Annotated in this window: 15 protein-coding genes and 2 pseudogenes; 9 read left to right on the forward strand and 8 right to left on the reverse strand. The window is 70.6% G+C overall.

Annotated features, from left to right (window positions below):
• The first annotated feature begins 33 nt into the window (after positions 1-33).
• Together IE251_RS04890 and IE251_RS04895 are read left to right on the forward strand one after the other, a co-directional pair.
• On the forward strand, positions 34-1,530 hold the full coding sequence (locus IE251_RS04890; RefSeq protein WP_189751638.1) for an APC family permease: 1,497 nt from the start codon (positions 34-36) through the stop codon (positions 1,528-1,530).
• A gap of 55 nt (positions 1,531-1,585) precedes the next feature.
• Positions 1,586-3,232 carry an amidohydrolase gene (locus tag IE251_RS04895; protein ID WP_189751639.1) on the forward strand — a complete coding sequence of 549 codons (1,647 nt, stop codon included), beginning with the start codon at positions 1,586-1,588 and terminating at the stop codon, positions 3,230-3,232.
• Positions 3,233-3,333: 101 nt separating this feature from the next.
• Here the strand turns inward: IE251_RS04895 and IE251_RS04900 are convergent, their stop codons facing one another.
• The 4 genes from IE251_RS04900 to IE251_RS04915 form a co-directional block, all read right to left on the reverse strand.
• Positions 3,334-4,233: an aminoglycoside phosphotransferase family protein gene (locus IE251_RS04900; protein WP_189751640.1), complete on the reverse strand. Its 900-nt coding sequence runs from the start codon at positions 4,231-4,233 to the stop codon at positions 3,334-3,336.
• Positions 4,234-4,498: 265 nt separating this feature from the next.
• Complete coding sequence (locus IE251_RS04905) at positions 4,499-4,915, reverse strand: NUDIX domain-containing protein (protein WP_189751641.1); 417 nt, start codon at positions 4,913-4,915, stop codon at positions 4,499-4,501.
• A 575-nt stretch (positions 4,916-5,490) separates the two neighbouring features.
• On the reverse strand, positions 5,491-5,985 hold the full coding sequence (locus IE251_RS04910; RefSeq protein ID WP_189751642.1) for a GNAT family N-acetyltransferase: 495 nt from the start codon (positions 5,983-5,985) through the stop codon (positions 5,491-5,493).
• Positions 5,986-5,997: 12 nt separating this feature from the next.
• Complete coding sequence (locus IE251_RS04915; protein WP_189751643.1) at positions 5,998-7,224, reverse strand: MFS transporter; 1,227 nt, start codon at positions 7,222-7,224, stop codon at positions 5,998-6,000.
• 880 nt (positions 7,225-8,104) lie between these two features.
• Between IE251_RS04915 and IE251_RS04920 the strand changes: the two genes are divergently transcribed.
• A complete protein-coding gene (locus IE251_RS04920; RefSeq protein WP_189751644.1) occupies positions 8,105-8,464 on the forward strand; it encodes a hypothetical protein in 360 nt (119 codons plus the stop codon).
• Positions 8,465-8,675: 211 nt separating this feature from the next.
• Here IE251_RS04920 and IE251_RS04925 read toward each other — a convergent pair whose 3' ends face one another.
• Both IE251_RS04925 and IE251_RS04930 read right to left on the reverse strand, forming a co-directional pair.
• On the reverse strand, positions 8,676-9,239 hold the full coding sequence (locus IE251_RS04925; protein WP_189751645.1) for a LysE family translocator: 564 nt from the start codon (positions 9,237-9,239) through the stop codon (positions 8,676-8,678).
• Positions 9,240-9,387: 148 nt separating this feature from the next.
• A complete protein-coding gene (locus tag IE251_RS04930) occupies positions 9,388-9,546 on the reverse strand; it encodes a hypothetical protein (RefSeq protein ID WP_189751646.1) in 159 nt (52 codons plus the stop codon).
• A gap of 693 nt (positions 9,547-10,239) precedes the next feature.
• Here IE251_RS04930 and IE251_RS04935 point away from each other — a divergent pair.
• From IE251_RS04935 to IE251_RS04945, 3 genes and pseudogenes are all read left to right on the forward strand, one after another.
• Positions 10,240-10,692: a VOC family protein gene (locus IE251_RS04935; protein ID WP_189751647.1), complete on the forward strand. Its 453-nt coding sequence runs from the start codon at positions 10,240-10,242 to the stop codon at positions 10,690-10,692.
• A gap of 79 nt (positions 10,693-10,771) precedes the next feature.
• Entirely contained in the window at positions 10,772-10,930 is a 159-nt protein-coding gene (locus tag IE251_RS04940; RefSeq protein ID WP_229896598.1) for a S1 RNA-binding domain-containing protein, read from the forward strand.
• A 192-nt stretch (positions 10,931-11,122) separates the two neighbouring features.
• Positions 11,123-11,761, forward strand: a pseudogene (locus IE251_RS04945) (aldo/keto reductase); the annotation flags it as partial.
• A gap of 151 nt (positions 11,762-11,912) precedes the next feature.
• On the opposite strand, the gene IE251_RS04950 reads toward IE251_RS04945, so the two are convergent.
• Positions 11,913-12,335, reverse strand: coding sequence for a TipAS antibiotic-recognition domain-containing protein (locus IE251_RS04950; RefSeq protein ID WP_189751650.1), 423 nt, complete (start codon positions 12,333-12,335; stop codon positions 11,913-11,915).
• A gap of 172 nt (positions 12,336-12,507) precedes the next feature.
• On the opposite strand from IE251_RS04950, the pseudogene IE251_RS40745 reads away from it, so the two are divergent.
• The 3 genes and pseudogenes from IE251_RS40745 to IE251_RS04960 all read left to right on the forward strand — a co-directional run.
• Positions 12,508-12,723, forward strand: a pseudogene (locus tag IE251_RS40745) (sugar phosphate nucleotidyltransferase); the annotation flags it as partial.
• A 56-nt stretch (positions 12,724-12,779) separates the two neighbouring features.
• Positions 12,780-13,172: a hypothetical protein gene (locus IE251_RS42035; protein WP_373301971.1), complete on the forward strand. Its 393-nt coding sequence runs from the start codon at positions 12,780-12,782 to the stop codon at positions 13,170-13,172.
• Positions 13,173-13,361: 189 nt separating this feature from the next.
• Positions 13,362-14,561 (forward strand): helix-turn-helix domain-containing protein, encoded by a 1,200-nt coding sequence (locus IE251_RS04960; protein WP_189751651.1) that lies wholly within the window; start codon positions 13,362-13,364, stop codon positions 14,559-14,561.
• 121 nt (positions 14,562-14,682) lie between these two features.
• Here IE251_RS04960 and IE251_RS04965 read toward each other — a convergent pair whose 3' ends face one another.
• The gene (locus IE251_RS04965) at positions 14,683-15,852 is read right to left on the reverse strand and encodes a cytochrome P450 family protein (RefSeq protein WP_189751652.1); all 1,170 of its coding nucleotides are present in this window, start codon (positions 15,850-15,852) and stop codon (positions 14,683-14,685) included.
• Between the last annotated feature and the right edge of the window lie 394 nt (positions 15,853-16,246).

Below are 16,246 nucleotides of genomic sequence, written 5' to 3' on the forward strand. Positions count from 1 at the left end.
CACCTCCCGTTCTCCGGTTCCAGGAGTCTGTCCATGAGAAGTGAACCCCCCGGCCTGCGGCGTTCCCTCGGCGTCGTCGACGGCATCGCCATCGCGGCCTCCAGCACGGCCGCCACCACGAGTATCGGCATCGGCATGGGCTCGCTCGCCGCGACCGTGGGCCTTCAGGCGCCGGCGATCCTGCTGGTGGCGTTCGTTCCGATCCTCGGCATCGCGACGGCGTACGCCCGGCTCAACCGGCACGAGCGGAACATGGGCAGCGGCTACGTCTGGGTCGGCCGCTCGCTCGGTCCCTGGCTCGGTTTCCTCACCGGCTGGGTCACCCTGGTCGGCACCCTGATCTTCATGGCGTACACGAGCGCGGTGACCGGCTCGGTGTTCCTCCAGTTCGCGGACAAGGCCCATCTGCACGCGATCGGCGGGCTGCGCCTCGACCCGAACTCGACGGCGCTGTCCACCGTGGTCGGCCTGATGGTGCTGGCGGCCGTCACGGTCACAGCCGTCACCGGGGTGCGCAAGGCGACCCGGCTCCAGGCGTGGCTGCTGGTCTTCGAGTACGCGGTGCTGCTCGGCTTCTGCGGCTGGGCGATGGCCACCGGCGCGCACGGTTTCTCCTGGTCGTGGCTGAACCCGTTCGCCGTGCACGACGGCACCGGCTTCGCCCAGGGCCTGGTCCTGGCGGTGTTCTTCTTCTGGGGCTGGGACGCGGCGTTCAGCGTCACCGAGGAGACCCACGACGTACGGGACGCGGGCCGCGGCGGATTCATCGCGCTGTTCACCATGCTGGCGCTGTTCCTGTACGGGTCCGTGGCCTTCCAACGCGAGATGTCGCTGCCCGAACTCCTGGAGCAGGGCCCGCAGGCACTCACCTACCTCGGCGCGAAGCTGGCGGACGAGCCGTGGGCGAGCCTGCCGCTGCTGGCGCTGCTGTTGTCGGCGGTGGCGTCGTTGCAGTCCGGCGTGATCCCGACGGCGCGCGGGCTGCTGGCGATGGGCCGGGACCGCACGATGGGCCAGGTGTGGACGCGGGTGAGTCCGCGCTACGGCTCCCCGGCGGTCGGCACCGTCCTCGTCACGTCGATCTCCGCGGCCGTGGCGCTGCTGGCGCTCGCCATCCCCAAGCTGAACGAGATGATCCTCGCGGCCGTGAACTCGATCGGTCTCGTGGTCGCCCTGTACTACGGCCTGACCGCACTCGCCTGCGCGGTGCGCTTCCGAGGCATGCTGCGCACGGCGCCCCGCGAGGCGCTGCGCGCGGTCATCGCGCCCGGCGTGAGCGGACTCGCGTTGCTGGGCATCGGCTGCTACCTCGGACGGGACTACGCGACGATGAGCGACCGCTTCGAACTCAGCCCGGACAACGGCTGGTTCATGCTCTCGGTGCCCGCCGCGATCCTGCTGTCCGGGCTCGTCATGGCGGCCGTCGCCAAGTACCGCCGCCGCTCGCCGTACTTCGTCGCCGGACACAGCACCGGTGTCGGCACCGACACCGTCTCGTCGACTGCGACCGAAGCTCTCCGACACCCGTAGAACCCGGGACACCGGCAGAACTCGCAACAGCCTTACTGACACCAGGAGTTGCCTCATGTCCGACACCGCTACCGCTGACCTGGTCTTCACCGGCGGCCCGGTCCACACCGGTTCGCCGGCCCGGTCCCGGGCGACCACCGTGGCCGTGCGCGGCGAGCGGATCGTCGCCGTCGGACACGACGAGGTGCGCGAGCTGATCGGCCCGCGCACCGAGGTCGTGGACCTGGCCGGCCGCCTGCTGGTGCCGGGCTTCCAGGACGCGCACGCGCACCCCGTCGGCGGCGGCCTGGAGATGGGCCAGTGCGACCTGAGCGGGGCGACGACCCGGGCCGAGTACCGGGAGCGGATCACCGCGTACGCCCGGACGCACGCCGACGCCGAATGGATCACCGGCGGCGGCTGGGCGATGGAGGCGTTCCCCGGCGGCCTGCCGACGGCTGCCGAACTGGACGCCCTCGTGTCCGACCGGCCGGTCTACCTGGTCAACCGCGACCACCACGGCGCCTGGGTCAACTCCCGTGCCCTGGAGCGGGCGGGACTCGACGCCCGTACGCCCGACCCGTCCGACGGGCGGATCGAGCGGCACCCGGACGGCACGCCGACGGGCATGCTCCAGGAGGGAGCCGCCAACCTGGTGGGCCGTCTGGTCCCCCAGGTCACCCGTGAGGAACGGGTGGCCGGGCTGCTGCGCGCCCAGGAACTGCTGCACTCGCTCGGCATCACCGCCTGGCAGGACGCCCTCCTCGGCGAGCACGCCAATCTCACCGACCCCACCGACGCGTACCTGGCCTGCGCCGAGGACGGCACCCTCACCGCGCGGGTCGTCGGCGCGCTGTGGTGGGACCGGGCGCGGGGCACCGAGCAGATCGAGGAGTTGCTGGCCCGGCGCGCGGCGGGCACCCGGCGGCGGCTCCGCTCGACGACCGTGAAGATCATGCAGGACGGCGTCGCCGAGAACGGCACGGCGGCGCTGCTCAGCCCGTACCTGGACGGCTGCGGGTGCGTGTCCGACAACAGCGGGATCAGCTTCGTGCCGCCGGAGGACCTGAAGACGTACGTCACCGAGCTGGACGCCCACGGTTTCCAGGTGCACTTCCACGCGCTGGGCGACCGCGCGGTGCGGGAGGCGCTGGACGCGGTGGAGGCGGCCCGGCGGGCCAACGGCCGTACGGACACCCGGCCGCACCTGGCCCACCTGCAAGTGGTACACCCGGACGACATCGGCCGGTTCCGTGAGCTGGGCGCGACGGCCAACCTCCAGCCGCTGTGGGCGGCGCACGAGCCACAGATGGACGAGCTGACCATCCCGTTCCTGGGCGCGGAGCGGGCGTCGTGGCAGTACCCGTTCGGGGCGCTGCTGCGGTCGGGGGCGACGCTCGCGGCGGGCAGCGACTGGCCGGTGAGCAGCCCCGATCCACTCCAGGGCATCCACGTGGCGGTGAATCGGGTGGCGCCGGACGCGCCCGCGGGGACGCCGGTCTTCCTGCCCGGGGAGCGCATAGGACTGCACGACGCGCTGACCGCGTACACGGCCGGCAGTGCCTACGCGAACCACCTAGACCACGAGACGGGAACGGTCGCCGAGGGGTTCCTGGCGGATCTGGTGGTACTCGACCGTGATCCGTTCGCCGGGCCGCCCGAGGAGATAGGTGCGACGCGAGTGGAGCAGACCTTCGTGGGCGGGCAGCGGGTGTTCGGCTGAGTCAGGCGTCGGCGGCGCAACGGAAACCGCAGCGCCCGCTGCGGGAGTCTGGAGTGTTGCGGGTGCGGGCGGCTCCCGGGACAGCACGCCTAACTAGCTCGTTAGCCGATGAGGGCCTCGGTGATCTGACGGGTGGTCTGCGCGGCGACCCTCGGGTTGACGGCAGCGTAGTGGGTGTAGGCGTTCAGGGCCGTGGCCAGCGCCCAGCCGCGGCCCCGGATCCAAGTGGCGTCGTCCACGCCGAGCGCGGCGCGGAAAGCGGCACGGCTCCTCGCCGACATCAGGGTGAAGGCGATCACCAGGTCGCAGGCCGGGTCGCCGATGCCGAGCTCGCCGAAGTCGATGACCGCGCTGAGGCAGCCGTCGACGGTCAGCAGGTTGCCGGTGTGGAAGTCGCCGTGGAACCAGACCGGTGGGCCGTCCCAATCGGGGGCACTGATCGCCGCCTCCCACAGCTCGGTCATGGCCGCGGCGTCGAACGCGCCGTCGACCTCCGCGATGGCGGCCCGAGTCGCCCGGTCCCGTGCGGCCAGCGGCCGGACGGTGAGGTCCTCGCGGGCGCCTTGGGCCGGAATCTCCTCGGGCTCGAACCGTTGGAGAGCGGTCAGGAACCCGGCCAGTTCGACGGCGGCCTCGGGCGAATCGGCCAGTGCCTCGACAGTCGCCACCTCGCCGTCCAGCCAGCGGGAGATCGCCCACGGCCACGGATAACCGAAGTTGGGCTCCCCTACCCCCACTGGCACGGGGACGGCCAGTGGCAAGTGCGGGGCGAGCCGCGGCAGCCACTCGGACTCCTTCTGGGCCTGCCCGATTGCGCCGGCATGGCGGGGCAGCCGGACGGACAGCTTCTCGCCCAACCGGTAGATCACATGGTCCGAGCCAGCCGGGTCAAGCAACTCCAGGGGCATCTCGGCCCACTGCGGGAACTGCGTATCGACCAGGCGCCTGACCAGCGCGGCATCAATCGCGGGACGGGCGTCTGGGATTCTCTCGGTTGCCAAGAGCGGCTCCTGGAGTCGGCCCGCCCCGTGCGGCAGGCAGTTGGGGCCATCACAGTGCGTCGCAGGCTCGCCTGTCGACCGGATTTCCCCGCCGGCGTCACCGCTACGGGGCTCCGCGCGACAGCTTCTGGAAGCCGACCCAGCGTGCCCCTTTGAACCCACGGATCCATCCCTGGGAACAGCCGCACCGAACGCTCGGGCTCACGCTGAACTACCTTCGGTTTTCACGAACCCGCGGAGGTTCGGCGTCGAGAGCTTTTGCAGGCTATTTCATTGCGGCGAGGCGTGCGTGGCGTTGGACGAGATCGAGAGTTCCTCCGCCGAGACGGAGGCGGGGCACGGTGGCCGGGGGGAACCAGGCGAGCATTACGCCTTCCGTGAGAGGAAGCCGGGACGGGTCGCCTTCCCAGAGCGCGGCGAAGATCCGGACCGGGACGGTCAGGCCGTCTGCGTCGTGGACTTCTTCGTCCAGGAATGCTTCCAGTCGTTGGGGAGCGATGCCCGCCTCCTCCTTCAGTTCGCGCAGGATCGTGGCCTGTGGGGTGCGGTCGCCGGGCTCGTGGCCGCCGCCGAGCAGGGCCCAGCACCCCGGAGCCCAGATGCCGTGCCGCATGTCGCGCAGGTGCAGCAGGTACTCACCGTGGTGGTTGTAGATCAGCGCCGAGGCGTTCAGTGGGGTCACCTGGCCGTCCAGACCAGCCACCTTGGCCCTCAGCTCCGCAAGGGCGACATCCGCTGCGGGCTGCCAGTGCGCTGCGGTGCTGGGGGTGTGGGCGAGGTAGAACGCGAAGCGGACGTCGGCGATCGGTGCGCCGGATGCCCGGTTGTTCGCTCCGGGGCCGGGTGCGATGTCGATGGGAGCGCGGAGGTGTTGCGGGGGTGAGGCAGAGGTCGTCGGGGTGGATGCCGGTCTGTTCGCGTACGGCGCGCAGGGCGGTGGCCAGTGGGCTGCGGTCCTCGTCCCGTGGTTTGGCGCCTGGCAGCCCGGGGCCGGCGGGGGCGTTCGGTGCGTGCAGGATGCGGTGGGCGCGGTCGATGACGACGGCGCTGCACGCCACCGGTACCGGGTCGGGCGTGCCGGGTGTGGCGTCGAGGGCGGCGGCTACAGGGGCCAGGCGGGTGTTCTCGGTGGGGTGACGGAGCAGATACGAGTCGAGGAGGGTACGCAGATCGGTTCGGCTGAACACAGGTGAACCTCGGGGTGACGCGGGTGATGGCGGCAGGCCGGTAGGTTCCGGAATCGTCCCACGACCGTGCTCACGATGGGGTGGGAACGCGCTCGCGGGGGTCGGGGTCGGTGGCCAGTCGGGCGTGGAGGTGGGAGTCGTAGCGGGTGCCGGTGTGGTCGGTGGTGGCCTGCCGCATGGTGCCTTCGAAGAGGAGTCCGGCCTTGGCCGCGACGGTGCACGAGGCCGGGTTGTCGGTGGAGTGGTGCAGGGCGATGCGGTGGACCCCCATGCCGCCGTGGTCGGTGGGGGCCAGGGCCCATCCGGCCGCTGTCAGCAGGGCGTTCGCCGCGAAGCCCCGGCCGCGGGCCCATGGGGCGATCCAGCTGCCGACCTCGGCGTTGCCGGTGTGGATGCGGCGCAGGCCGATGTAGCCGGTGAGGTCGTCGGTGTGGGGATCGGCGATGGCGAAGTCGGGAACGCCCTCGGACCAGGCCGCCAGGCGGGTGCGCAGCCGCCGGGCGGCACGTTCGCCGACGGGGAGTCGGTGCAGGTGTGCCCCGAGGGCCCAGGCAACCTTGGGCAAGGCCGGGGCGGGTCAGGCGTTGTCCGGCCAGGTCAGGCGTCGGGTGTACTGGACCCATACGGCGATGACCATGAGGACGGCCGTCATGCCGCCCAGGGTCATGACCGTCGAGGGCGAGCTGGCGTCGACGACGACTCCGCCGGTCAGAGCGCCGAGGGAGATCGTGGCCTGGAACGACGCGGTGAACATGACTGAGGCGGCCTCGGGGCTGTCGGGACTCGCCTTGGTGAACCACGTCTGGGAGGAGACGGGTACCGCCCCGTACGCCACGCCCCAGACGATCAGGAGGGCGACCGCTCCGGCTTTCCACTGACCCAGGACGGGCAGGAGCAGGGTGGCGGCGGCGATCATGCCGGCGGCGGTGCCGAAGGTGGCCCGCGGGTGGCGTGCGACCAGGGAGCCGCCCAGGAAGTTGCCGAGAATGCCCGCCACGCCGTAGATGAGCAGGAAGACGGTGATGAGCCCGGAGCCCGCGTCGGTGACCTGTTCGAGGAACGGGGTGACGTAGGTGTACGTGCCGAAGTGCGCCAGCACCACCAGAACGGTCAGGAGCAGGGCGAAGCGCGTGGCGACGCGGTGGAGCATGCCCCGCAGGACGCCCAGGCGGGTGGTCCGCTGCGGTGGCAGGGGCGGTGTGACGATCAGCAGCATGATCAGTACGCCAGCAGTGAGGCCGCCCATGGCGACGAACGCGGTACGCCATCCGGCCAGGTCGCCGATGAATGTGCCGGCGGGTACGCCGAGTACGGAACCCAGGGGCACCGCGGAGAAGATCACCGCGGTGGCTCGGCTGACGGATGAGGCGGGGACCAGGCGTTCGGCCAGTGAGGCGCCGATGGACCAGAAGCCGCCGATGACGATGCCGACGATGACGCGGGAGAGCAGGACCAGCCAGTAGTCGGGGGCTGCCGCTGCCAGGAAGTTCGCCGCGGCGAGCAGGACCATGAAGGCGCACAGCATCAGGCGGCGGTCGATCCGCGCGGTCGCGACGGTGACGACGGGTGCGGCGATCGCCGCGAGGAAGCCGGGCAAGGTCATCATCAGTCCGGCCATGCCGTCGGAGATGGTGAAGCTCGCACCGATCTTGGTCAGAAGCCCGATGGGGAGGATTTCCGTGGTGACGACGGAAAAGATGCCCAGCATCACCGCGACGACGGCCAGCCATCCGATCACCGGGGAGTGGTGTGGTGGATTTGCCCCGCCAGGATCTCGCGTGGTGGCGGTGGTGGATGCAGCCATGAATTCCGTCCTGTGATGAGTGTGCTGTTGCTTGATCAGTTCAGCAGGAGCGGCGGGGCGAGGGCTGGCAGATCTGCGACATGAGCGCCGTCGCGAAGGGTGGCGTCGCAAACCCGCTCATCGGCGTCCCCGCGGTCATCGCAGGTAACCGGTTCAGCAAGGGGGCTCTACGGCGGGAATCCGGCGCCGCTCAGTTCATGCGCGACTTGGGCCAGTCCCCTCTGCGACGCACGCACATTGCCGTCCATACGTGTGCTGCGGACGTACTCACGTGCGACTTCGGCAAGATTGCGTTGACCGGTACGGAGAGGCGGATGAGGGAGGGCGCCATGCCGATATCCGTGGCCCTGCTTTTCCCTTCAGTAGTTGCCGGATTGGACACCTCAGCAGCCCGTGAGGTTTTTGGTGTCGACCGTTCCGATTTGGTCGACCCGTGGTACGAATTCGCCGACTGGACCCCGGACGATGCCGGGAACTGCGATGCCTGCCGTGTGCAAGGCGCACACCATCGTGGTGTCGGCCTGGCCGGACGTGCACGAGCTCGGACGCCGGTCCGGTGATGCTGGCCAGGGCCTGGCGGGTGGCCGCCAGTCCGGCCGACACGCCCGCACTGCGGCCCGATCCGCCCGCGCCCGAACTGCCCGGCGCCCAGGCACCGCACACCACGGCGGAAGCGCGTCTCGACGGATACATCGTGCATGGTCCAGCGGGCCTGGCCCTTGCCCGTGGGATCCGTCGTCGCCGCCCTCCAAGACGGCATCCGCGAGCGCGCCCTCACCCACGGCCCCCGGCCGCAGCCCGCCCCGGCGGCAGCCCCGCCACAGCACACCCAGCAGCCCGGCACCCAGCACACACCGGGCCCGACCACTGGAGGAGTCAGGTGAACACCCCGGAAGACCAGCCCCATCCCGATGAAGCTCTCGCCCGCGCCCGTGCCGCCCGCGAGCAGATGGCTGCCGCGCTCGACGAGGGCCAGGAGCCCGGAGTCGACGAGCCCGTGGGGTGGCAGCGGGTCTGGAAGCGCCCGCGGAAGCCGGAAGCCGGAAGCCGGAAGTCGAAGGCGGCGAAGAAGGTGGGGCTGCGCAAGCAGCGGAAGCGACTCCAGGAAGCCGCCAAGCGCCGCCTTGCCGCGAGGAACTCGCACCGGTCTCGCGTCAGGCAGCGCCGGATCGGCATCGCGGCCGCGCGCCGCGACGTCCGCGCTCTCTCCAGGATGCGGCACTCAGGCGCCTGGCTGTGATGACGCTGCCGGGCAGATGGCCCTCCGGGGCCGCCGCGGCCCAAGACCAGGCCACGGCCGGCCGGGAGGTTCAGGAATGGGCGAGGACATCCGCGCGCAGGTGCGCGAGCAGAGCAGGGCCGACACCAGGAGGATCACCGTGAGCAGGAGCATGAGTGCCCCGCTGGCGCCGGTTGCCGCGGCGAGGCGGCCCGGGGAGCTCATGAAGCGGTCAAGGGCGGAGCCCGCGACGAGCGCGACCGCCGTCCCGACGCCGAGGGTCGCAACGACGAACACGCAGCCCAGGACGAGCAGGCAGGGGCACGGGCCCGTTTGCCGGGTCGACGAACTGTGGGAGCACGGCGATGAAGAGGACCGTGGACTTCGGGTTGGTGACCTCGATGACGAAGCCTTGGCGCAGGACAGCAGCCGGGTGTGTTCTCGTACGGACGGCACTTGCGGACGCTTCGGTGCCGGCCATGGCGGACTCCGGGCCCGGGAGCCCTGCCCGCCGGTGCCCGATCGCCTGCGTGCCCAGACAGGCGAGGTAGGCCGCTCCGGCGAGGCGCACGGTGAGCAACAACGGGGGCGATGCCGCCACGACCGCCCCGACGCCGATGGCCATGAGGGCGATCTGCGGGAGCAGGCCGAGCGCGTCTCCGGCGACGGTGAGCACGCTGCCGCGCCGCCCCCGGGCGAGCGAGCGCCCGATGATGAACAGCGCGTTCGGGCCGGGGATCGCGACGATGGCGAACGCGGTCACGGTGAACGCCGGCACGTTGTGCAGCACGGCCACCGACGCAGCCGGCCACGTCCACCCGCGCCTCCTCGCCGCCACCGCTGGGCCTGCTGCCCGCCTCAGGGATGGCACCGAACGGGAGGCAACCGTCAAACCCTGACCGGCCGCTCGCAGCCCCTCGGCGCGGGCGGCGGCCCAAGGTGCCCTACTTCCTCCTGCGGAGGACCTGTGCGATCCCGAAAACGACGAAGCCGAGGATGGCGATCACGCCCGCCAGCCAGGTCGGGGCACCCCCGAACCCCTTGTAGGCCAGTACCGTCGTGCCCACCGACGCCCGTAACAACCCGAGCTCCTTCCCTCCCACCCTCCCCCTCTCATGGCTCGCCCGGCCGGAATCATTCCCGCGCCGGGCAGGCAGGGCAGGAAAAGGTCACGTGTCCAGGCTGAGCACCCGCGTGATGGTCCGCAGGGCGCCGTCGGCGTTCGCCGCTCCCACTCGGCCACGTCGCCGCCGCAGGCCAGCACGGGGCGGCGAACCGTTCGCGAGAGGCGCGACACAGGACCCTGACCGAGCACATCGATGCCGAAGGCATCGCGGTCACGACGGCCGACTCCAAGGATGAGCGGCGCGAGAGCGACGGCGGAACCCGCGCCAAAACCTCGTGCAACAGCTGCCGGGCGCCCTCGTGTCCCGGTTCGGCCCAGTCGGCGCAGCGGATCACGACCAGCGGCAGCAGACCGGGGTATCGGGCCGTATGCGCACCGCCTCGTGACGGTTCCGCCCGTTGCGGTGGCAGAGGGTGAGGTGACCCGGTCCGTTGTGCTCGGCCACAGGGTGGACGGCGCTGTGAGGACGTTGCGGGTGAAAGGTAAGGCGATCACGGTGTCCGGCAGCTTCACCCGCAGGGACTGGGTGAAGCAGACGTACACGGGCTCGAGGGGAGTGGAGGGCCCGGCTGCCGGCAAGGCTGCTCCCCTCACGGCCGTGTTCATTCCTGCCCAGGGACACTCATACACCACTATGGAAGGAAACATCTGATTTGCCTGGAGGTCTTGCATGCACAGTCATGGTTTTCCTGCCCCGGACTCCGGGCTCCTCCTCACTCACTTTCTGACGGTGGCCGACGTAGCCCGATCCCGCGCTTTCTACACCGACGTTCTCGGCGGTGAGGTAGTGCTCGAGGAGAACCCTTGCACCATCAAGCTCGCCAACGGATGGATCATCATGAACCCGGGCGGCGGGCCCACCCCCGACAAGCCAGGCGTCACCCTGCGCCCGCCCACCGACCCGAGCACGGTCAGCAGTTTCCTCAACCTCCGCGTCGCCGACATCGAGGCGTGCCACCGAGAGTGGAGTGCAAAGGGTGCCGAATTCCTCACGCCACCCATCGATCGCAAGGCCGAGCTGCGGTGCTACTTGCGCGACCCGGACGGCTATCTCATCGAAGTCGGGCAGGCCACCGGCATGCTGCACGGCGTCTACGCCGACCCGTCCGCCGGTACGAGCTAGTGCTCTGACCGCATAGGTTCACCGGGGTGGTGGTCGCGGCGGTTGGATGTGGGGGTGCCATCCGATCCGACTGCTGCAGATGCGGTGGCCGAGCCTGGAGCTCACACCGACGCCCGTGGAAGGGCCGTCAGATGTCCTCCAGGCCGGCGACGAGGTCACGGTCGTCGTCACTGGGATCGAGCGGGAGCGGCGCAGGCTGGTTCTCTCTCGACGACAAAGCTCATCCGACCACCGGTGACTCCTCTACGCTCCCGCGACGGTTCCTCGCGCGAGCTTCCCTGAGCGTCTGAGCGCCCGCTCAGACGCTCAGGAAGTACCGCTCCACCCCAGCCGTGCGCAGCACGCAGACGATCCCGCGCAGAGCCGCGCGGTCATCCGCCGGCAGCCGACCCGGATGCCGCCGACGCCGCGGCGGACGAGGAGGGAGCAGCGGAGCGACACGATCCCACAGAGCATCAGGCACAAGATCATCCGACACACAGACCTGTACTACACACACGTCGACGACGAGACGGTCCCTGTCCCGGAGTTCCTCACCGCACTCAACGACCTGGTGACAGCCGGTAAAGGCCGGGAGGTCGGAGCCTCCAACATCTCCCCCTCCCGGCTGCGGGAGGCCCTGGCGTTCTCGGAGAAGGAGGGGATATCCCGCTACGGAGCCGTCCAGCCGCACTACAACCTGGTTGTCCGGGACCTCTACGAAGGCGGGCTGGCCCAGGACACGGCTCGGCACGGCCTCGCTGTGGTCCCCTACTTCGCGCTCGCCAAAGGGTTCCTGACGGGGAAGTACCGTCCCGGCGAAAAGACGGACAGCGCGCGGAGCGGCCAGGCCGCCCGATACCTCGACACCCCCAGGGGCCGTCGAGTGCTCGCCACCCTCCATGCCGTCGCCGCTGCCCACCACGTCCAGCCGGCAACAGTCGCACTCGCCTGGCTGGCCGCCCGCCCCACCGTCACCGCGCCACTGGCCAGCGCTCGCACCCTCGAACAACTCGGGCAGCTGCTTGCCTTCAGCGACATCACCCTGTCCCAGGCTGAGCTGGACGCGCTCACCGCAGCGTCCGACTGACCGGCACTCGGGGAGTACCAGCCGGTTCACCTCACCGGAAGTACTCCTATGCCGCCGGCCAGGACTGGGACAAGAGCGCGCGTCTCCTCAAGCCCGTGCCCCCATCGAAGAGGCTGCCCCCAGACCGCATGTCCTGGCCCGTGCCGCCCGACTACGCCCAAGCCTCGGCACCTGCGCTGGGGCCGAACCCGTTCCCCTGCTGGGCGAACACCTTGATCGCGGCGCCCAGGAAATCCACCAGACCGGGGTGGTAGGAATCGTGGAACGCCCTCATGGCCTCGTCCTCGGCGTAAAAGAGCGACATGCCGACGTAAGCCTCCCTGGAGGGGGTGTAGAACCGGCAGGCGATGTCGAAGTGCCTGCGGACGAGCTCCTGGATCTGCTGGTCCCCTGGCAGGGAGCCGCCGTCCAGCAAAGCCGTGATCTCCTGGTACAGGACGTCCCAGTCCCGGTGGACCTGCTCCCTGTCCACGTGTTCCCAGTTGTTGGTCCCGGCGAGGCTCTTCGCCTGATCCTCGGCCAACGACCGGCGACACTCGTCCTCGTAATTGTTCCCCACGGCACCGGTTCCCATCGTTTCGTCACCTCTCCTGTGGAACCCCGAGAGGCCGCGACATGTCGACATCGACCGGCCGCCGATGATCAACTGCCGGTCCAGGCCGAACGGTGACACACAGCCACCGGGTCGGCAAACCATTTCTTGGACCCTCCGGCGCTCCGTAAGCGGCCGCTGACTCGGCGGACCCGAAGTGCCGCGCGCCCAGCAGCTGATCCGCGCCTACGAACAGACCGGCTGCCCGGTCTGGGCCCTGCTGCCGATGGACCGGGCCGACTCCTAGCGCTACGGCGTGCCCATCGTCAAGGAGGACTTGGGGCAGGGCCAGTTGCGCATCACAGGCCTGGTGGAGAAACCGGAGCCGGCCGTTGCCCCGTCCGCGTTCGCGGCCATCGGCGGCTACGTCCAGCTCACCCGCTCCTGGCGGCCGAGTACGCGTCCCACGGTATCCGGGTGAACGCGGTGGCGCCGGGCTTCGTCGTCACCTTGCTGGCGCGCGGCGTGCTCGACGACCCGGCGGCGGCCGGTGCCGTGCTCACGCGCGTTCCGATGGGGCGCCTCGAGCTGCCCCCGGGAGGTCGCCTAGGTCATCGCGTTCCTGTGTGGCCCCGCAGCGGCCTACGTCAACAGAGCGGTGATCCCCGTCGACGGCGGCTACTCGGCAGTCTGAGACCCGCCCTCCGGCCGGTCCGGGCCCGCGCCGTACCCCCACTCGCCCCGCCCAGTTCATCCCCCCACCCGCTCCGCCCTGCCGCCCCCGTCCGACGGCCCGCCCCGGTTCCCCGCGGCGGGCCGTCGGACGGGGGTGAGCCGTCGGGTCGTGATCGAGCCGCGTCGCCGAGTACCCTTCGCTGACGGGCACAGTGTGCGCGGGCACCCGGGCCGGGCCCGATCTCGGCGGAACCGCTCCGGCGGGACCCGCCCGGCGCGTCGGGCTCGGCGGTGCCGGCTTCGAAGACGCGATCCTCCGCGGCGCACAGCACACTGGCTCACGTCGGCAAGGAGGCCGAGTCGACCGGACACACCGCCACCGTGTTCTCCCGAGTGTCGACACGGTCGGTCGACCAGGCGGACCGCGTCGACCTCTGGGAGGACTACCAGCAGACCCTGGTGGGCCTGACCTGTTCCCCGTACTCCCACGACGGGCTGCTGGCCACCCAGACCAACGTCGGCCTCGGCAGCCTGCGCCTGGCCGACATCGCCGGGAACGAGCACGTCATCGAGCGCAACGCGCGGCCGTGCCGGGAGACGCCCAAGGACTCCGTCTTCGCGACCCTGCTGGCCTCGGGGCAGGCGGTGTTCTTCCACGGCGGCTGCCTCAGTCTCGGCGCGGGCGACCTGGTGCTGTACGACACCCGCCGCTCCTGCCTGCTCGGTTTCCCCACCACCATGCGCCAGCTCCTGGTGGACATCCCCCGGGAGGTCTTCGCCGAAGGCTGCCTGTCCGCCGAGCTTCCGGCGCCGCTGGTCTTCGGGCGGCGGTCGGCGGCCGACGCCCCGGCGGTGCGGGCCCTGGAGTCCGTGCTGTCCGGCTGGTTCGCCCAGCGGGAGCCCGGCGACGCGGCCGGTACCGAGGACACCGTGCTGGGCCTGGTGCGCTCGCTCGCGACGTTCCGGGTGGGCGGTGGGCGGCCCGGGGACGACCAGGGCGCCCGGCTGCTGCTCGCCAAGGAGTACATCGACCGGCACCTGTCCGACCCCCGGCTGTGCGTGGAGCACGTCGCCGACGCGGTGGGCGTCTCCACCCGGCAGTTGTGCCGCGTCTTCCGGCAAGCCGGGCTCAGCCCCTCCCGCCACATCCTCGAGAGCCGCCTGACCCGGGTCCACGAGCAGCTCGCCGACCCCGGCTCGGAGCGGCTGACGGTGGCCGACATCGCCGACGTGTGGGGCTTCGCCAGTCAGTCGCACTTCTCCCGCGTCTTCCGCGAGCGCTACGGGCGGACCCCGGGCGAGCTGCGCCCGACCTCGCCCGGCCGCCGGGACCGACCACCGCGACGGCGCGCGGCCGGCCGGTGGCCTCCACGGCAGGACGTACCGTCCAACTGCGCTACAGCCCGTCGTGCAGCGGCCGTTCGCATCCGACTCGTAGGTGAAGAGGAGGCGGCATGGCTGAACAGCAGGAGCAGGCGGTGTCGGCCGCGGTGGCCGAGCGGTACGGACAGATGGTCGGCTGCGCACGACCGAGCCCGTGGTGCGGTCCGGCAACCGGCGTTGCCGGACCGCACCGAAGGCGATGCGAGGTGAAGCCGCCACGGCAGTCAGGCGAACATCGACGCAATCCGTCGAGGCCGTCCACTGGCCGGTGACCAGGACAGCCCGTCCGTCATTCCGCAGTCGGAACGGAGCTGGTTCGAGAGACCACGGATCACCAGGTGACCGGCAGCGCCTGCAGGCCGCGGAAGACCAGTTCCGGCACGTAGGTGAGCTCGGACTCGTCGACGGCGAGGCGGAGTCCCGGATACCGTTTCACCACGGACCCGATCGCCACCCGCATCTCCCGGCGGGCCAGTATCGCGCCGAGGCAGAAGTGCGGCCCGTGCCCGAAGGCGAGGTGCGCTGCCGGTCCTTCGCGCGTGATGTCGAAGCGGCCGGGGTCCGGATACACACCGGGGTCGCGGTTGGCCGCGACGATGACCGGCAACACCGCCGCGCCCGCCCCCAGTTCGACGCCCTCCAGCGCGACGGGCTCGGTAGTGACCCGGACCTCGGCCGAGGTGAAGAGCCTGCTGTAGCGCAGCAGTTCGTCGACCGCCGGTCCGATCAGGTCCGGCGACGACCGCAGCAGCGCGAGTTGGTCCGGGTGGCGCAGCAGGGTCAGCAACGAGTTGCCCAGCTGGTTGACGGTCGTCTCGTGGCCGGCGATCAGCAGACCCTCGAGGTTGGCCAGCAGCTCGGGTTCGGTGAGGTGGTCGCCCTCGTCGTTGGCGGCGACCATCGCCGAGATCAACCCGTTGTCCGGCCGCGCCCGCTTCTGGCGCACCAGATCGGCAAGCCAGTCCTGCATCTCGCTCTGCGCGGCCCGCAGTTCCTCCGGAGTGATGTCCGTGACGAACAGCCGTCTGGTCCACCTGCGGATGGCCGGCGCCTCGGAGTAGGGCACGCCGAGCAGCTCGCAGATGACCATCAACGGCAGTGGAGCGCACAGCCCTGCCACAAGGTCCGCGGTGGGTTCGAGGCCGTCGAGCAAGGAGTCCACGATGGACTGCACGCGTGGCTCGAGCTGATCGACCATGCGTGGGCTGAACGCCTGCGACATCAGCTTGCGCAGGCGGGCGTGGCGCTCGCCGTCCTGGCTGGAGACCAGCAGCGGGTCGGCGGCGACGGACAGTTTCAGCGAGCCTCCCGGAAGTGTGGCCGCCTCCCGGCTGAACCGGCTGTCGCTCAGAACCTGGCGCACCGCCTTGTAGGAAAGGGCGAGCCAGACGTCTGCCGTACCCATCGTCGCGAGGACGGCCGGAGCCTGTGCCAGCAGAGCCTCGGCTTCGGGCTCGTTGTCGAGGTGGTGTGGTGTGGTGAAGGGGAACGTGGCTTGCATCGCTGCCTCCTGATCTATGTCACCAGGGCCGGGCATCGAGTGCCGGGCGCGAACGGCCGGGACCGACGCACGGGTCGGTGACAGCTGGGTTTCGTGCCGCCGGGGGAGGTGGCGCTTCGCGATCGTCTCGAAGTCGAGGGAGTCGAACGGTGTCGATGAGGTCGAACGGTTCAGTCGGAACTGTGAATGGCGCCGGTGGCCGGTTCGCTCGATCCGCGTGGTGATCGCCGTGTGGGGTTTCCCCGGGTGGCCGGATGGCGGTCGAGGACGTTCTCGTGCGCGAGTGCGATGGGGGATTCTAGGGCGTTGTCAGCGGCGGCGTCGACGGTGCCCATGAATCCGGCCCGGCCACGGCGGTGCAGGGCGTGGACGATCTCCCGCTACCCCAGGGGCG

Origin of the sequence: Streptomyces eurythermus (assembly GCF_014649115.1) — a bacterium.
Lineage (GTDB): Bacteria > Actinomycetota > Actinomycetes > Streptomycetales > Streptomycetaceae > Streptomyces > Streptomyces eurythermus.